This is a genomic window from Pseudoalteromonas sp. SCSIO 43201, assembly GCF_023716725.1.
GTDB lineage: Bacteria > Pseudomonadota > Gammaproteobacteria > Enterobacterales > Alteromonadaceae > Pseudoalteromonas > Pseudoalteromonas peptidolytica.
In genome coordinates this window covers 3,282,501-3,297,118 of sequence record NZ_CP072683.1, presented here as the reverse complement: position 1 = coordinate 3,297,118, position 14,618 = coordinate 3,282,501, and the positions used below count along the sequence as shown (strand labels likewise).

The following is a 14,618-nucleotide window of genomic DNA, read 5'->3' as shown; positions in this document are numbered from 1 at the left end:
GCGTTCATGCAAGTTTCTGTTGAAATCAGTAAATATCCACTTCATCAAGACTACATCCCTTTTATTCAAGGTTTTATTGATAGATTAAATCAACACGATGATATAAAAGTACTCACCAATACCATGTCGACTCAGGTCTTTGGAGAGTTTGATCTCGTTACTTCTATCATAAACCAAGAAATGAAACGCTCTTTTGAAACGTTTGGTAAGAGTATTTTTGTTTGTAAGTTTATTGCCGGTGATTTATCTCCAACACAAAGTGCGGTTATTTAATGGAGTGGTTAACGGATACGCTAGCTGGCTTTACTGCCATGTCTATTTGGGAGTACATTGCAGTCGTGCTAGCCGTGGCATATTTATTATTAGCCATTAAAGAAAATATCTGGTGCTGGCCTGTGGCATTTATCAATACTTTTATATACACAGTCTTATATTGGAACGGTGCACTCGTCATGGAGTCCTTGCTGCATTTCTACTATATGGTGATGGCAGTTGTCGGTTGGTGGATGTGGCGTCAAGGTAACAAGAATACCCCAAGTCGGATAACCTCTTGGTCGATGTCAAAACATCTTAGTGTGATAGCCGTGACAGCTATTGTGTCAGTTGTACTTGGCTATGTGACTAAACATTATATGTCTGCGGATTTAGCCTATCTAGATAGCTTTACAACCTGTTTCGCAGTGGTGACCACCTACTTGGTGGCAAAGAAAGTACTTGAGAATTGGCTATATTGGGTTGTGATAGATGCAGCATCTATTTATCTTTATTATCTAAAAGGGTTCTACCCGACGTTAGTACTTTTCATCTTCTACACCTTAATGGCTTGTTGGGGCTATAAACGTTGGTATGAAGAGTATGAAGCAAAGCAAGGTAAGTCTCTTGCGACACTCTGAACTAGAAGCAATAAAAGCAAGCGTAAATGCAGTTTTTGGTGTGGCTGTTAATGATATACGAAAGCTTACGAAAGGGGTGAGCAATAACAATTATCTGATAACCAGTGATGGTCAGCAATTTGTCATAAAGTGCTACAGTCATGATATTCCTGTTGCAGCACTAGCAGCACAGAATAAGCTTGCTTGCGTTGGAGTTACCTCGACGGCACTACAATATGATATGGATACGCGAATGGCCATATTCAGTTATATCCCTGAGGGTAAGTACAACCGTGTGCTAGATGATGAGACGCTATTAAAACCATTGCTCCAAGTACACAGGCTTGAGCTTGCTGTATATGAAACTCTTGACCTTGTTGGTTATATGAGGGCTATTGAGCTTGAGAGTAGCGCTATTGTAAACGTGCAATGGCTTTTGTCTCAGCTTGCTGGGTTACCAAGTGACGTGGCATTTTGTCATAATGACTTGGTAACTAGTAATATTATTTGCAGTCCTGAAGGCGTGCGTCTTATTGACTTTGAATATGCCTGCCACAACGATATTTTTTTTGATCTGGCGGCATTAGTATGCAGCTTTCAGCGTGATGTTGCATCAGCATATCGTCTTGTTGATACCTACTTTCTACTTAATCAGAAGTGCACGCCATTCTATGCAGACGTTAAATTGAAGGTATATTGTCAAATATACTTATTGCTGAGCATTCATTGGTATGAGCAAAAAGGAGTTGTCGATGAAGCGAACAAATTGAGAGAAATATTAACGCTTTGGATATAAACGCAAGGCTCTACGCCAGTAATGCATCAGTTCCCTTGACTGACAATACTGGCACCGGGAGAAGCTGGACTTAAATGCCACCTAAGCGTTGTGCAAGCTCTTTGTATTTTTCCACATCGGCTTTGTCAAAAATTGGCTCGCCACTGGCATCAGTGTCTTTTGCTACTAGCAGGTTCTCTCGAGCAAGACGTCTTACACGTTCAACTTTAACATCAAGAAATTCTGCAACTTGCTCTGTGGTCATTGGTGTCATATTTGTGATCCTCAATCAAGTATTGTGGTACTGCCTTTTTCTGTCAGAATTGACAGTTAAACAGCACTCTCATTCTATTTTATTATTTTCAAAGCATAGTTGAATAACTGGTTTTTTGCTCAAAGTACAGCTTTTTTTCAAAATTCGGTTATTAATTAATCATATAGAAAACATAGTCTGGTATTTCTTAGCACTTCGCATTATTATGTTGACGTCGCTCTCGTGGTGAAATGGATATCACGTAGCCCTCCGGAGGCTAAGTTCTAGGTTCGATCCCTAGCGAGAGCGCCAGTCATTATAGCCAGCCTTTGCGTTTGAAATACACTCCGACTCCAGCGGTGATCACAACCAGCATGATTACAAACAAGGCAAAAGCCCCATTCCATTCGGTACCTGGGATCCCTCCAATATTGACACCTAACAATCCGGTTAAGAACCCCAGCGGTAAAAATAATGCCGCCACAACCGACATGATGTACATTCTCTGGTTTAGCTGTTCATTTTGGTGGTTAGTGATCGCATTTTGAATCACTTGTGCCCGCTCAATCGCAGCTTCTAATTCTTCAATATAACGGTTGAGTGCATTATTCGCTTCTTCTAACTGGTGTAAGTGGTCTTCATTTAGCCAATTTACTTTAACTAGTAGTAATTCGTTGATCGCCAGCTTTTGTGGTTTGAGGTATCGTTTTAAGCCGATGGTTTGTCTTCTTAATACCGATAGTTGTTGATAGTTGGGTAGTTGCTCGCTATTTTCTAGGGCTTCCTCAAACTCATCAAGTTGCTCTTCTATTTGCCAAATAATATCTTGCATTCTCATTGAAAGACGCATGACTAAAGTCGAGAGAAGTTCACCAATACTCTTTGCCCCTTGACCCTTTTTAATTTGTGTTAGCATGTCTTGAGCAGACATAATGTGCCGCTTACGACAGGTTATTAAAAGCTTTTCATTAGCAAAACAGCGAAGAGAAACCATATCCTCTGGACTTTGCTTTGGGTTTAAATTCACGCCGCGTAAGAATACCAATAACCCCTCATTACCATTAACCGTTCTTGGCCTGGTCTCATCAGCAGTGAGGGCTTGGTATTCCCATTCGTCCAAAAAGCTCTGGTTTTTTAACCACTCTGTGGTGTCTTCAAAACTATAATCAAAATGAAGCCATAAGGGTTCTTTGTGAATGACTGATCCAATTTCAGAGAGCTCGCACAGTACTCTACCGCCACCTTGACCATCAAGCACGCACGCATGGAGTAATCCTGTCATTGTTTATCCCCAGCAAAAAGTTCATATCAAGCCTGACATAGGTAATTTATTTTTCAAATTCATTTCAATATCTTGGCGATAAAATAAATTGTTTTGATATGCTCTGAACAATATTAGCAAGTATAGAGTACTCGCTTGAAAAGTGTACGAGTGCTGTTACCGTAGAACAATCACTCTGAGTCGCAGGTAATTTATGAATCTTCAGTTGCCTGTTTGAGCGCTAGCGCGAGTCATAAATATTAAATTGGTGTGCAGGGTTATAGGAGTTAGGCTATCTTTCAAATTGAGAAAGCTCCAAGACAAAACAGTATTATCTTTAGGATAAATTTATTTTGTTTTTCATATGACTTAATTGCGCGTATAAGTCCAAATTCATTCTATAAAAGAGCACACTATGATCACAGTTGGTTGGCGAGAATGGCTTTCATTACCTGACTTAGGAATTAATAAGATAAAAGCAAAAGTTGATACAGGAGCAAGAACATCTTGTCTTCATGCTTTTAAGGTTGAAGCATTTCAATCATATAGTGGCGAGCGATGGGTTAGGTTTTGGCTTCATCCACTCCAGGATGACACTGACTATGAAGTATGTTGTGAAGCAAAAGTACTCGATGAACGTGTAGTCACAGACTCTGGAGGTCATAAAGAGCTGCGTTATGTCATCGGGACAAACTTACATATTGGTGAACAGGCTTGGCCTATTGAAATTACGCTGAGCAATAGAGAAACCATGAAATTTAGAATGCTGCTAGGGCGCACAGCAATGCGAGGCCGCATTATTGTTGACCCAGAACATTCATACTTAAGTAATAAAACGGATAAATCGTGAAAATTGGCATTCTTTCAAGGAATCAATCTTTATACTCAACACGTCGCCTTATTGAAGCTGCTGAGCAAAGGGGACATGAGGTTGCTGTAATAGACGCGCTGCGTTGTTACATGAATATTAATAGCAGTGAGCCAGAGATCCATTTTAAGGGACAGCAACTCAGTGGGTTCGATGCCATTGTACCTCGGATTGGCGCGTCTGTGACATTTTATGGATGTGCCGTACTTCGACAGTTTGAAATGATGGGGGTTTACCCATTAAATGAATCGGTAGCAATTACGCGCTCACGAGACAAACTACGTTCATTACAGTTGTTGTCTAGGAAGGGAGTGGGCATGCCGATCACTGGTTTTGCGAGTAAGCCAGACGACGTCAAAGATCTACTTGAAATGGTAGGTGGGACACCCGTTGTGATCAAATTGCTAGAAGGCACACAAGGTATTGGTGTTGTACTTGCTGAGACGCGCAAAGCAGCAGAGAGTGTTATTGAGGCATTTATGGGTCTCAAAGCCAACATTATGGTGCAAGAATATATTAAAGAAGCTGGTGGAGCGGATATTCGTTGTTTTGTGATTGGTGATAAAGTTATCGCTGCGATGAAACGCCAAGCGCAAGAAGGTGAGTTTCGTTCTAACTTGCACCGAGGGGGCTCGGCAACATTGGTTAAAATTACTCCTGAAGAACGCCGCACTGCGGTAGCGGCTGCAAAAGCAATGGGTTTGAACGTTGCGGGGGTTGATTTACTTCGCTCTGAACGTGGACCTTTGGTAATGGAGGTAAATTCATCACCTGGCCTTGAAGGGATAGAAAAAGCAACAGGCAAAGATATTGCGGGCATGATAATTTCGTTCATCGAGAAAAATGCGGCTGCTAAGAGGACTGCGACACGTGGCAAAGGTTAAAATTAACCAGCCTTTCACTTTACTCGATACACGTGTCGGGGTAGCTGAAAGACAAACCGTACAATTGGAGGTGGCGAAGCTGTATACCCACACTCCAATGACTATTCCAATTGAAGTCGTTAATGGTGCAGAGTCTGGCCCTGTATTAATGGTCTGTGCGGCTATTCATGGTGACGAGCTTAACGGGGTTGAAGTGGTGCGTCAGCTATTGAGTAAAGTCGATGCAGCTACATTGCGAGGTACACTAATAGCGGTACCGATCGTGAATATTTTCGGTTTTATTCACAAGTCTCGTTACCTTCCTGATAGGCGGGATTTGAATCGCTGCTTCCCAGGATCAGAGCAAGGCTCACTTGGAGCGAGAATGGCGCATATGTTTTTCGATCTAGTGGTGAAAAAATCCACTCATATCATCGACTTGCACACAGGCGCTATTCATCGTTCAAATTTGCCTCAGATCCGTGGAGATTTGTCTTGTGAGATGACAAAAGAAATGGCGATGGCATTTGGTACTCCTGTGGCTATTGATGCACGACTGCGCAATGGTTCACTTCGCAGTGAAGCGTCAGGTCTAGATATACCGGTGATCACATACGAGGCTGGAGAGGCATTACGCTTTGATGCGCTTGCGATAGCAGCTGGTTTACAAGGTGTAGAAAATGTCATGCGTCACTTAAAAATGCTACGAGGGCGACGTCGAAAGCAAGTTCATGATGCTGTTATTGCAGCAGCGACTAGCTGGGTTAGGGCGGATGTGGACGGTATTGTACGTGCACAGGTTACGCTAGGTGAGCGCGTTTCAAAAGGGCAAATTCTTGCTTACATTGACAGCCCCTTAGGTCACAGCGAAGAGGCAATTATTGCTCCAAGAAGTGGTATAGTGATTGGGCAGCAGATGTTGCCTTTAGTCAATGAAGGTGATGCGGTATTTCATATTGCCTATTTTGCTCATGCGAATAGTATTGTGGAGCAGCAGCTAGAAACCTTTATCGATGATATAGGCCCTATTTCTTAGGGCCTAGTGGTCGTCTTGGCGCAGCTGGCTGTTTTGGCTTGACTGGTTCTTGGCTCAGTACAAGTACAGGTCTAGTGACGAATAAATTGTTAGGGTAGACGACTTTATGACCGTCGACGTGACGCAAAACGACGCTCATCAACCCCATTTCAACAATACAACCCTCAACAAAGTTGGCTCCATCAACTATTCTAACCCAGTTACCAACTCGGTAATCATTTTGAATAAACATGAGTAAAAATGACGTTAGGTTTGAAAGAAGTGACCAGCCAGCAAACATGGCAACACCGAGCATTGCAAAAAGCGATGACCCAAGTACAAGTAGACCTCGTAGTTCTATTCCCCAAAATACCAACATAAAGCAGACAAACACAAATGCAACTAGAACCCTAACGAGTAAGTCAGCTCGTTGCTTGCGGTGAGAATCAATTTTACCTCTGGTGACTTTTTCTAGTAGTTTACAGCACGCTTTCATTAACAGTGGAAAGCTTAATATGGCCAGCAGAGTAACAATGAGTTTGTATTGGCTAAGTGCAAAGTCTAAAAAATGCACGGTGGTATCCTAATAATTTTTTTGCTTTGTAGCATGTTTACCTATTCAAGACATCGCTAAAAACGATTTTTTACGGTTAGTAGCCATTGGATACTATCGACATTACCTGGTCCGTTAATAGGCGTTGCTAGGTCTATATGTACCATGATGTCTGAATTTGCTCGGCTTGGTGCTAGTCTCAGTCCAATACCAACATTCTTTAACACTGACTCATTCCCCTCTATCGCAAGGTGTGAATGATAAGCTCTGCCAACATCAAAAAACGCCGCACCACCTACTTTAAATAGGCGCCATAAATCATATTCCCAGTAGTAACGCTTTTCAATATTAAGCAGCATGCTGCGGCTACCTTGTTGGTATTTTATTGGGTAGCCCCTTAAGCCCGTTTCCCCTCCTAATGTAATTTGATTGTCCAAGGTAAGGTTTTTACCATAGGTATAGCTTGCATTAAGAAACCAAGACTCATATATGCTGGTGTTAAAGTAGTACTGAAAGGTGGTGGTGGCGATGAGGTTTTCAGATTTCTTTGCTTCTTTATCCCAATTTCCTTCAATATCAAAATAAAAACGCCATAGGCTATGATCTGAGGTGTAATGTGCAGTGTTAGCAGAGAACGAATATATTAGTCGCTCAGTATCATCACTCCAAGCTTGTGTTGAGTAACCAAGTAGTGCATTAATATTCCAGCCTAAATTGAGATCTTCTGTCCTATAAATCGAATCAAAGTTACGCACTTTGACATAAGAGTCTTCAAACCATTGTGCTTGGATATATGGGTAGGTTAGTGTTCGATCCTTTGCGATAGGCAATGTAGTGTCGCCGATCTCCTCGAATGTATGTTGCTCATGGCGAGCACCCGCTATTAAGCGACGAGTCCAGTTCCCTGACAATGGCTTTGAGTGACCAAAATAGAGTTGGGTTACCTCTGTGGATTGACTAAATTCTGATATGGTTTCCCCTTCAGAGTACAAAGGCTCCTCGCGTTTATCGGAATAACTAGTAAAACCATAACTATACGGCGTATCCGTAGCAAAAAATGGGTAGCTCACGTCAATATAGTGGCGCTCACCATCGTCGTTATCGGAATACTCAATTCTCCCTCGGTACCGTGAATTTAAAATATTGGGGTCATCATAAACAAATTGATACCCAGAGCGGTCAACTTCAGTTATTTGAGTAAAAGAAAGTCGCTTACCCCAGCCGAATAAGTTACTTTCTCGAAATCCTACTCTTGAGGTATTTTCCCCTCCACTGCGACTAAAGCTTAAGTCGGGTAGCAAAGTCCATAGATCTCGAGTGACGACAGTAACAAGGATATCACCATCACAGTTTTCGCTGGCAAAGATCCGTGCATCATATAAATAAGACTGATTGCGAAGTAGCCGCTCTGATTCGCTGAGTTTCCTCGGATTGTATTTATCACCTTCTTGAAATAAGAGCACACTTTTCAGTACTTCAGGTTTGGTTTGGATATGGTAATTATTTGCAAATCGAAATAATGCGTTATCTTCTTCTGGGTTGCTAGTATCAAAAACATTCAGCTGTTTTAATGTAATCTCTGCGATTTTCTTACCATTGGCAGGCTCTGGATATATCTGCTCAACATCAAGCTGACGAGATAAGTTTTCATCACTTTTAGCTTCAACACGGTTGTTACTGCAGCTGTCAGTGTAGTGTTCAGCGGTCACTTTTTCTGTGTTAGCAAAGGTGCTTGTACCGCAAAAGAGTAGCACACAACTGTACGATAACCGATTTACTTTCATCTTGAAGCCTTTAAGTCGAATCTTCCTTTAGTATGGATTATATTGTTGCAACTTGCTCTGTATCTGCAACAAAAGTAATAATATTTATAGACTTAAAGAGCTTTATATGGACTTAACGAGAAAGGTTTTTGTGTAGCGAGGGCAGTAAATCTAGGGCGTCAACACCATCTGGTGCTATCCAAACGCTGTTGCTGTAGTGTTCAAAATTTAAGTTGAAATAGCAGCCGCTAAATGTAAAACGCCACAGATGTCTATCTGCGCCTGTCGAAAACTCAATCAGCTCGACGGCATCATGGTGCAAGAAGACTTGACCCCATAATTCAAACTCATCATCTTGAGGTAACAACTCTGGGTGAATGATGATCACTTCGTGTAGCAGATCTAAAGTCAGAGTTGTCATTTAGTCTCTTTCCAAGTAGTTTCTAATTAATTGCATAAATGGAGCACCATATTTACTTAATTTGGTGAAACCAACCCCTGACACTTGCAAAAACTCACTATCGTTTGTCGGTGTTTTTTGTGCCATTTCAGCGAGTGTTCTATCGTTAAATACAACATACGGGGGTACGTCATCTTCATCTGCTAATTGTTTTCTCAATGCACGTAATTTAGCAAATAGTTTTTTGTCGTAATTAAACTGGGCAAGCTTGTCTTGATAAACGTGTTTAGCAACGAGTCTTGGCTCTGCCAGCTGTAAAACATATTCACCTTTGAGCACCGCTCTTGCGGCTTCGGTAAGTCTGAGAGTCGCACCTTGAGTTATATCTTGATTTAATAAGCCATGATGGATAAGTTGACGCAAAATACTGAGCCAAAACTCATTACTATGTTCTTTTCCGATCCCGTATGTAGACAGTGTATGGTGGTTATATTCTCTTATTCTGGCAGTATTTGCCCCACGTAGAATATCGACAATATAGCCAATGCCAAAGCGTTGCTCTGCGCGGTATACACAAGATAATGCTTGTTGCGCAACTAAAGTACCATCAAATTGCTTTGGAGGATTTAGACAAATATCGCAGTTGCCGCAAGCCTCGCGCTGATACTCACTAAAATAATTGAGTAAAATTTGCCTGCGGCAAGTTTGGGCTTCTGCAAAGCTAGACATTGCTTGAAAACGTTGCTCTTCCACTTTGCGGCGCTGCTCATCTGGAATATCTTCAAAAAAACGCCTAACTCTTGGAATGTCAGCAGGATCGAAATACATTACCGCCTCAGCAGCAAGGCCATCTCGACCGGCGCGACCAGTTTCTTGATAATAGGCCTCAACACTTTTTGGGATATCGTAATGTACAACAAACCGAACATTGGGCTTATTGATCCCCATTCCAAATGCAACAGTGGCTACGACAATTTGAATGTCGTCTCGTGCGAAGCGGTTTTGCACAAATTGTCGTTGGTCATTATCCAAGCCAGCATGATAACCTGCAGCGTTAAACCCCGCATCGATAAGTCGCTCGGCAATATCGTCTACACGTTTTCTACTACCACAGTAGATAATTCCGCTTTGGCCTTTTTGCTCTTTAAGGTACCGAAACAGTTGTGATAGTGGCTTAAATTTTTCTTCTATGGTGTAGCGGATATTCGGTCTGTCGAAGCTACCAGTATAAATAAACGGTTCATACATCCCGAGTTGCTGCACGATGTCTTTTCGCGTTGCTAAATCAGCGGTTGCCGTTAATGCCATCATTGGAACATTAGGAAAATACTGCCGTAACTCTTTCAAGCGAAAGTAATGAGGTCTAAAGTCATGCCCCCAGTGAGACACACAATGCGCTTCATCAATTGCGAATAAGCTGATGTGGCAGCCAGCAATGCGGTCAATAAACTCTCGCTGTAAGGCTTTTTCAGGTGCAACATAAAGTAGCGTTATGTCTCCATTATAGAGCCTGTCGTAAATGTCTCTCTGCTGTTCCCATGCAACACTATTATTTATATATTCAGCGGCAATACCTTGTGCTTTTAATTGAGCAACTTGGTCTTGCATCAGTGATATAAGGGGCGAAATAACAAGTGTAAACCCGGGCAGTAATACTGCAGGAACTTGATAGCATAAAGACTTGCCACCGCCTGTTGGCAACAACACAAGCGTGTCCTGACCAGCTAAGCTAGACTGAATGATATCAAGTTGACCATGTCGAAACGTACTGTAACCGAATATATCTTTCAGTACTGTATGAGGGTCGTTAGCTGGCGTGTTCTCGAGGGTATTCATCGCCGCTATTTTAGAGTTTTTTTTGACCCTTGTCTTTGCTTTTTACGCTCGGATTGAGGGAGTGAATAAGATTTAAACACTTAACTCTCTACAAACTGGAGGAAGCCTTGGTATATATTCATCCAACTTTCATCGCTGTTAACTACAAACCATAGTATACTGTTTGACCTTTAAGTGGATCCTACCAAGATTAAACAAGGTCTAAAGCTGTGATTGAAGAACAGAAAAAAGGACATTTACTCGCTGTACTTGCCTTTTTGATGTGGGGATTAGCCCCCATCTATTTTAAGCAATTGACTCATGTTGATGCGATTGAAATATTAATTCATCGCGTAATATGGTCGGTGCTGTTTATCTTTATTATTGTGCTGGCTAGACAACAGTGGCCAAAGATAAAAGCGATTTTAGTCAATCCCAAGCTGTTGGCGATGTTGACATTAACTGCTTTATTACTAGGGTTTAACTGGGGGCTGTTTATTTGGTCTGTGCAAAACGACTATATGTTAGATGCAAGCCTTGGGTATTATATCAACCCGCTACTCAATGTGTTGCTGGGCATGTTATTTCTTTCTGAAAAGCTAAGAGCAGGACAGAAGTTTGCTGTGATGCTTGCAATATTTGGCGTATTGCTACAGCTTATTAGTTTTGGCTCTTTTCCTATCATTGCCTTTTCTTTGGCTGGCTCATTTGCGATTTATGGCTTGCTTCGAAAAACGTTAGCGGTAGAGTCACTACCGGGTCTATTGGTTGAAGCGCTTATTTTAACGCCAATAGCATTGGTGTACTGGTGGTGGGCGGAACCTAGTGCTACTAGTAACCTTATGAACAATGATTGGTATACTAATATACTCCTTGTTAGCGCAGGGGTTGTAACTACTTTGCCATTACTGTGTTTCACAGGTGCCGCCAAGCGCATTCCATACTCAACGTTAGGTTTTTTTCAATATATCGGGCCGAGTTTAATGTTTATGTTGGCTGTACTATTTTACGGAGAACCGTTTGACGCTGAACGAGCCGTTACCTTTGCTTTTATTTGGAGTGCATTGGTGATGTTTAGTCTCGACTCTTACCGTGATAGGAGAAAGCGCTTAGTAAACTAAGCGGTTTCTACCGGTATCTTTAGCTTGATAAAGTTGCTCATCGGCATCTTTTATCAAGCTTTCTATATTGGTTGTCACTTGTGAAGCGAGTCCCATTGAGACAGTAAAGGCAATTTTCTGAGTTGTCAGCTTGCTACTGTTACTTTCCAAATATTTTCTAAATTGTTCGAGCTTTTCCACGCAACCTTCTGATTTTGTATCTTTAAAATAGATAGCGAACTCCTCTCCGCCTAATCGCGCAACGAGATCACTCGCAAAGTGTGTAGCGAACACCTTGCCAATAGATTCCAGTACAGCGTCGCCACCGTCATGACCATACTTATCATTCACTTGTTTAAAGTGGTCAATGTCAATCATGGCTATTAGTCCATGCTGCTTTTTGCCAAATCGTGCTTTTAAACTCTTTTTTACGGTGTCGAAAAAGTAGCGGCGGTTAGGCAGTCCGGTGAGGTAGTCAGTATTAGCTTGTCGTCTGATTGTTTGGATATGTTCGAGCATATCGACGTTTTGACTAAGGCGGCAATAAAACTCTTCAGCATTAAATGGCTTTCTTAAATAGTCATTAGCTCCATTTTTCAAAAAGCGTGTGGACAGGTTGGCATTTTCTACTCCTGAAATACCGATGATTGCTTTATCGTCATCTGAGTAGAGTCGTCGTATTTCGATACAAAGCTCTTCTCCACGCATATTTGGCATCTCGTTGTCTGTAATGATCACAGAAATTTCTGGGTTCTCTTTTAATACCGCTAGCGCTTCAAGCCCATCACATGCTTCTAGAACCTGATATTTATGTCTAATTAGAAGTGCCGATACATAGTTCCGAGATGCCATTGAGTCATCGACAACGAGAACTTTTACATTTTCATTTCTTGGTAAGCGCTCCAACTGTCGCCGTAAGTAGTGATAAGCCTGTTTATTTTCTTTTATGATGTAATCGATAATCGGGTACTGTTCGACAATAGAGCGAGTCTGGCTTTCTATATTACCCGTCATAACAATAGTTGGAATATCTGCGCTAACAGTGCATGGGATAGCTTCTCCATGGGGCGCATCTGGCAGTACAAAATCAACAACAGCACAGAAGTAAGTATGCTGTGATAACAACGCCTGAGCTTCAGCAAGAGACCCTGCAATATCTACCTGATACCCAGCAGAAGTTGCAATGTGCTTTTGCACTTTCGCAATGGTAGGGGTGTCTTCAATAATTAGGATTTTCCGTAACACAACCTTCGCCAATTATTTCCTGTTTTATTAATTCTTAACCTAACTGAAAGGAAATGCAATGAGAGGATCAATAATTGAACGGGATAACAGCGTATAAATCTACTGTCATAATGATTGAAGAAGGAAAACACTGACAGTTGTGAACTAAAATATTGTCAACAACTGCCAATGATAGTGTCGGCACACTATTAACATTCATGATGTTATAGTTCGTCGTCAATATCCGCTGGGATTACCACGCTGCTATCATTTTGTACTTTTGAGCGACCAAATAGAGTATGAAACTTTGTTTTGCAGGTTGTATGCTTGAGGTATTTGGTCCAAGCTTTTTCAACGGCATTAGTCGGTGGGATTAAGCCATCCATCACTTGAACGAATTGTGACTGGAAACTATTTTGAGGTTCTGCTGCTTTGCTGTATAAGCTTCTTAGTGTGGCTCCACAGCGTTCAAGAATCTCGGCTTCTTGAAGGGTAAAGTGGCCACTGCGTCCAAATCCTCTAGGGAAATTGGCATCATCATAAAAGGCTCTGTTGCTTGCAAAGGCATTTTTCAAAGTCGCTAAATTATGATCCATAACTGAGTCCTCTAAGGTTATCTGGCTGGAGTATGGACCAAGTTCTCAAATTTTTTAAACGAGTAATTTTTATCGTCAGGAAGAAAAATGGACATAGATCTATTAAAAACTTTTGTTGAAGTTGTGAAGACCCGCCATTTTGGCAGGGCAGCTGAAAATTTATACATTACACAATCAGCTGTAAGTTTTAGGATCCGTCAATTAGAACAGAGCCTAGGGGTAAACTTGTTCATTCGCCAGCGTAACAATATTCAATTGACAGCACCCGGTGAAAGACTGCTACCTCACGCAAAAATGATACTGACGGGCATGCAAAGAGCAAAAGTCGATGTTGCGCTCGCAAATAATATGCACAAACAATTGTCTCTAAGCGGCACAGCGAATATTTGGGATGCTTTTTTACAGTTTGGTATCAATCATATCGTTTCTGCTATGCCAGGCGTATCTCTAGTAGCAGAAGTCAAAACGCAGCAAGAAAGTACAAGATTGCTATTAGAAAGAACATTAGATCTTGCGGTTCTATTCGATCCACCTAAAGTAGATGAGCTGGAGGTCAGGCCGATCAGTGACTTGGCAATTATTCCTGTGAGCACCTTTGATACTGCCACCAAGGAAGACTTCTTTGACAACCAATATGTTTATGTCGATTGGGGTACTGCTTTTTCATTATGGCATGCAAAGCAATTTACAGGTGCGACACCTCCATATTTCAGAACAAGTACAGGACGGATCGCGCTGGATTTGATCTTACAATGTGGCGGATCAGCCTTTGTTCCGGAAGCGCTAGCGCTGGAGGCTATTGAGGCCGAAAAATTATTCCAAATTAATGACGTCGAGAGTAATTCAAGGGAGATATATGTAGCGTACCACAAAGATAATGATCAGTTAGAACAGATTGAAACGATAGTAAATTTGTTAGGAGCGGTGCAGTAGTTCCTATAATGAATATTTTGTGACGTATTTCTTAATTTTGAGTGTCACTTTATTTTCAGAAATATTTTATGTGTAATATTTTTGTCATTTAGCAATGTCACACTGCGCATGTTTTAAAAATACGTGTTGCGATATTGAGGAAATACACATGAAACTAACTAAGACTGCTTTGGCGCTATCATTATTAAGTGCAATCACCCTTCAAGCAAATGCTGAAGTAGATGTTTATGGTAAAGCGAACGTATCGGTGCAATCTTCAGATGATGGTGCCGGCTCTGTTACTGAAATCAAAAGTAACGCTTCTCGCTTTGGTTTCAAAGGTTCTGA

Annotated in this window: 17 protein-coding genes and 1 tRNA gene (1 of these 18 only partly in view); 10 read left to right on the top strand and 8 right to left on the bottom strand. The window is 41.5% G+C overall.

Annotated features, from left to right (window positions below; all coding sequences use genetic code 11):
* Positions 1-6: 6 nt before the first annotated feature.
* Genes J8Z24_RS14310 through J8Z24_RS14300 form a run of 3 tightly spaced genes read left to right on the top strand, consistent with a single transcriptional unit; the run spans position 7 to position 1,668 of the window.
* A complete protein-coding gene (locus J8Z24_RS14310; RefSeq protein ID WP_125254354.1) occupies positions 7-273 on the top strand; it encodes a hypothetical protein in 267 nt (88 codons plus the stop codon).
* Complete coding sequence (gene pnuC / locus J8Z24_RS14305; protein ID WP_128729590.1) at positions 273-893, top strand: nicotinamide riboside transporter PnuC; 621 nt, start codon at positions 273-275, stop codon at positions 891-893. Before J8Z24_RS14310 ends, pnuC begins: the two co-directional genes overlap by 1 nt.
* Complete coding sequence (locus J8Z24_RS14300) at positions 856-1,668, top strand: phosphotransferase (protein ID WP_252094883.1); 813 nt, start codon at positions 856-858, stop codon at positions 1,666-1,668. The genes pnuC and J8Z24_RS14300 overlap by 38 nt, the downstream gene beginning before the upstream one ends.
* Positions 1,669-1,738: 70 nt before the next feature.
* Here the strand turns inward: J8Z24_RS14300 and J8Z24_RS14295 are convergent, their stop codons facing one another.
* Positions 1,739-1,921 (bottom strand): helix-turn-helix domain-containing protein, encoded by a 183-nt coding sequence (locus J8Z24_RS14295; protein WP_010378988.1) that lies wholly within the window; start codon positions 1,919-1,921, stop codon positions 1,739-1,741.
* A 216-nt stretch (positions 1,922-2,137) separates the two neighbouring features.
* On the opposite strand from J8Z24_RS14295, the gene J8Z24_RS14290 reads away from it, so the two are divergent.
* Positions 2,138-2,212, top strand: a tRNA-Arg gene (locus J8Z24_RS14290).
* Positions 2,213-2,216: 4 nt separating this feature from the next.
* Here J8Z24_RS14290 and J8Z24_RS14285 read toward each other — a convergent pair.
* Complete coding sequence (locus tag J8Z24_RS14285; protein WP_252094882.1) at positions 2,217-3,182, bottom strand: zinc transporter ZntB; 966 nt, start codon at positions 3,180-3,182, stop codon at positions 2,217-2,219.
* Between the two features lie 394 nt (positions 3,183-3,576).
* Between J8Z24_RS14285 and J8Z24_RS14280 the strand changes: the two genes are divergently transcribed.
* Genes J8Z24_RS14280 through J8Z24_RS14270 form a run of 3 tightly spaced genes read left to right on the top strand, consistent with a single transcriptional unit; the run spans position 3,577 to position 5,928 of the window.
* Entirely contained in the window at positions 3,577-4,011 is a 435-nt protein-coding gene (locus J8Z24_RS14280) for an ATP-dependent zinc protease family protein (RefSeq protein WP_252094881.1), read from the top strand.
* On the top strand, positions 4,008-4,913 hold the full coding sequence (gene rimK / locus J8Z24_RS14275; protein WP_128729593.1) for a 30S ribosomal protein S6--L-glutamate ligase: 906 nt from the start codon (positions 4,008-4,010) through the stop codon (positions 4,911-4,913). The genes J8Z24_RS14280 and rimK overlap by 4 nt, the downstream gene beginning before the upstream one ends.
* Positions 4,900-5,928 carry a succinylglutamate desuccinylase/aspartoacylase family protein gene (locus J8Z24_RS14270; protein ID WP_252094880.1) on the top strand — a complete coding sequence of 343 codons (1,029 nt, stop codon included), beginning with the start codon at positions 4,900-4,902 and terminating at the stop codon, positions 5,926-5,928. Before rimK ends, J8Z24_RS14270 begins: the two co-directional genes overlap by 14 nt.
* On the opposite strand, the gene J8Z24_RS14265 is transcribed toward J8Z24_RS14270, so the two are convergent.
* The 4 genes from J8Z24_RS14265 to recQ all read right to left on the bottom strand — a co-directional run bounded on the left by J8Z24_RS14265 (position 5,918) and on the right by recQ (position 10,459).
* Complete coding sequence (locus tag J8Z24_RS14265) at positions 5,918-6,481, bottom strand: mechanosensitive ion channel domain-containing protein (protein WP_128729595.1); 564 nt, start codon at positions 6,479-6,481, stop codon at positions 5,918-5,920. The two genes, J8Z24_RS14270 and J8Z24_RS14265, sit on opposite strands and share 11 nt — an antisense overlap.
* Before the next feature lie 56 nt (positions 6,482-6,537).
* Complete coding sequence (locus tag J8Z24_RS14260; RefSeq protein WP_252094879.1) at positions 6,538-8,244, bottom strand: POTRA domain-containing protein; 1,707 nt, start codon at positions 8,242-8,244, stop codon at positions 6,538-6,540.
* Between the two features lie 112 nt (positions 8,245-8,356).
* Positions 8,357-8,644, bottom strand: a complete 288-nt coding sequence (locus tag J8Z24_RS14255; protein ID WP_128729597.1) for a DUF3630 family protein — start codon at positions 8,642-8,644, stop codon at positions 8,357-8,359.
* Positions 8,645-10,459 (bottom strand): DNA helicase RecQ, encoded by a 1,815-nt coding sequence (gene recQ / locus J8Z24_RS14250; protein ID WP_252094878.1) that lies wholly within the window; start codon positions 10,457-10,459, stop codon positions 8,645-8,647.
* A gap of 209 nt (positions 10,460-10,668) precedes the next feature.
* Between recQ and rarD the strand changes: the two genes are divergently transcribed.
* Complete coding sequence (gene rarD / locus J8Z24_RS14245) at positions 10,669-11,559, top strand: EamA family transporter RarD (protein WP_128729599.1); 891 nt, start codon at positions 10,669-10,671, stop codon at positions 11,557-11,559.
* Here the strand turns inward: rarD and J8Z24_RS14240 are convergent.
* Both J8Z24_RS14240 and maoP read right to left on the bottom strand, forming a co-directional pair.
* Complete coding sequence (locus J8Z24_RS14240; RefSeq protein ID WP_252094877.1) at positions 11,548-12,783, bottom strand: diguanylate cyclase; 1,236 nt, start codon at positions 12,781-12,783, stop codon at positions 11,548-11,550. The two genes, rarD and J8Z24_RS14240, sit on opposite strands and share 12 nt — an antisense overlap.
* Positions 12,784-12,986: 203 nt before the next feature.
* Positions 12,987-13,358 (bottom strand): DUF413 domain-containing protein, encoded by a 372-nt coding sequence (gene maoP, locus J8Z24_RS14235; protein ID WP_125254341.1) that lies wholly within the window; start codon positions 13,356-13,358, stop codon positions 12,987-12,989.
* 87 nt (positions 13,359-13,445) lie between these two features.
* Between maoP and J8Z24_RS14230 the strand changes: the two genes are divergently transcribed.
* The gene (locus tag J8Z24_RS14230; protein WP_125254340.1) at positions 13,446-14,291 is read left to right on the top strand and encodes a LysR family transcriptional regulator; all 846 of its coding nucleotides are present in this window, start codon (positions 13,446-13,448) and stop codon (positions 14,289-14,291) included.
* 148 nt (positions 14,292-14,439) lie between these two features.
* Positions 14,440-14,618: the 5' portion of a porin gene (locus J8Z24_RS14225; protein ID WP_125254339.1), read on the top strand. 751 nt of this gene lie beyond the right edge of the window; the window shows 179 of its 930 coding nt (coding positions 1-179); it begins with the start codon at positions 14,440-14,442; its stop codon lies beyond the right edge, outside the window.

Coding starts and splice junctions, on each gene's coding strand:
- J8Z24_RS14310 (WP_125254354.1), top strand. CDS start 7: ATGCAAGTTTCTGTTGAAATCAGTAAATATCCACTTCATCAAGACTAC.
- pnuC (WP_128729590.1), top strand. CDS start 273: ATGGAGTGGTTAACGGATACGCTAGCTGGCTTTACTGCCATGTCTATT.
- J8Z24_RS14300 (WP_252094883.1), top strand. CDS start 856: ATGAAGCAAAGCAAGGTAAGTCTCTTGCGACACTCTGAACTAGAAGCA.
- J8Z24_RS14295 (WP_010378988.1), bottom strand. CDS start 1,921: ATGACACCAATGACCACAGAGCAAGTTGCAGAATTTCTTGATGTTAAA.
- J8Z24_RS14285 (WP_252094882.1), bottom strand. CDS start 3,182: ATGACAGGATTACTCCATGCGTGCGTGCTTGATGGTCAAGGTGGCGGT.
- J8Z24_RS14280 (WP_252094881.1), top strand. CDS start 3,577: ATGATCACAGTTGGTTGGCGAGAATGGCTTTCATTACCTGACTTAGGA.
- J8Z24_RS14260 (WP_252094879.1), bottom strand. CDS start 8,244: ATGAAAGTAAATCGGTTATCGTACAGTTGTGTGCTACTCTTTTGCGGT.
- J8Z24_RS14255 (WP_128729597.1), bottom strand. CDS start 8,644: ATGACAACTCTGACTTTAGATCTGCTACACGAAGTGATCATCATTCAC.
- recQ (WP_252094878.1), bottom strand. CDS start 10,459: ATGAATACCCTCGAGAACACGCCAGCTAACGACCCTCATACAGTACTG.
- maoP (WP_125254341.1), bottom strand. CDS start 13,358: ATGGATCATAATTTAGCGACTTTGAAAAATGCCTTTGCAAGCAACAGA.
- J8Z24_RS14230 (WP_125254340.1), top strand. CDS start 13,446: ATGGACATAGATCTATTAAAAACTTTTGTTGAAGTTGTGAAGACCCGC.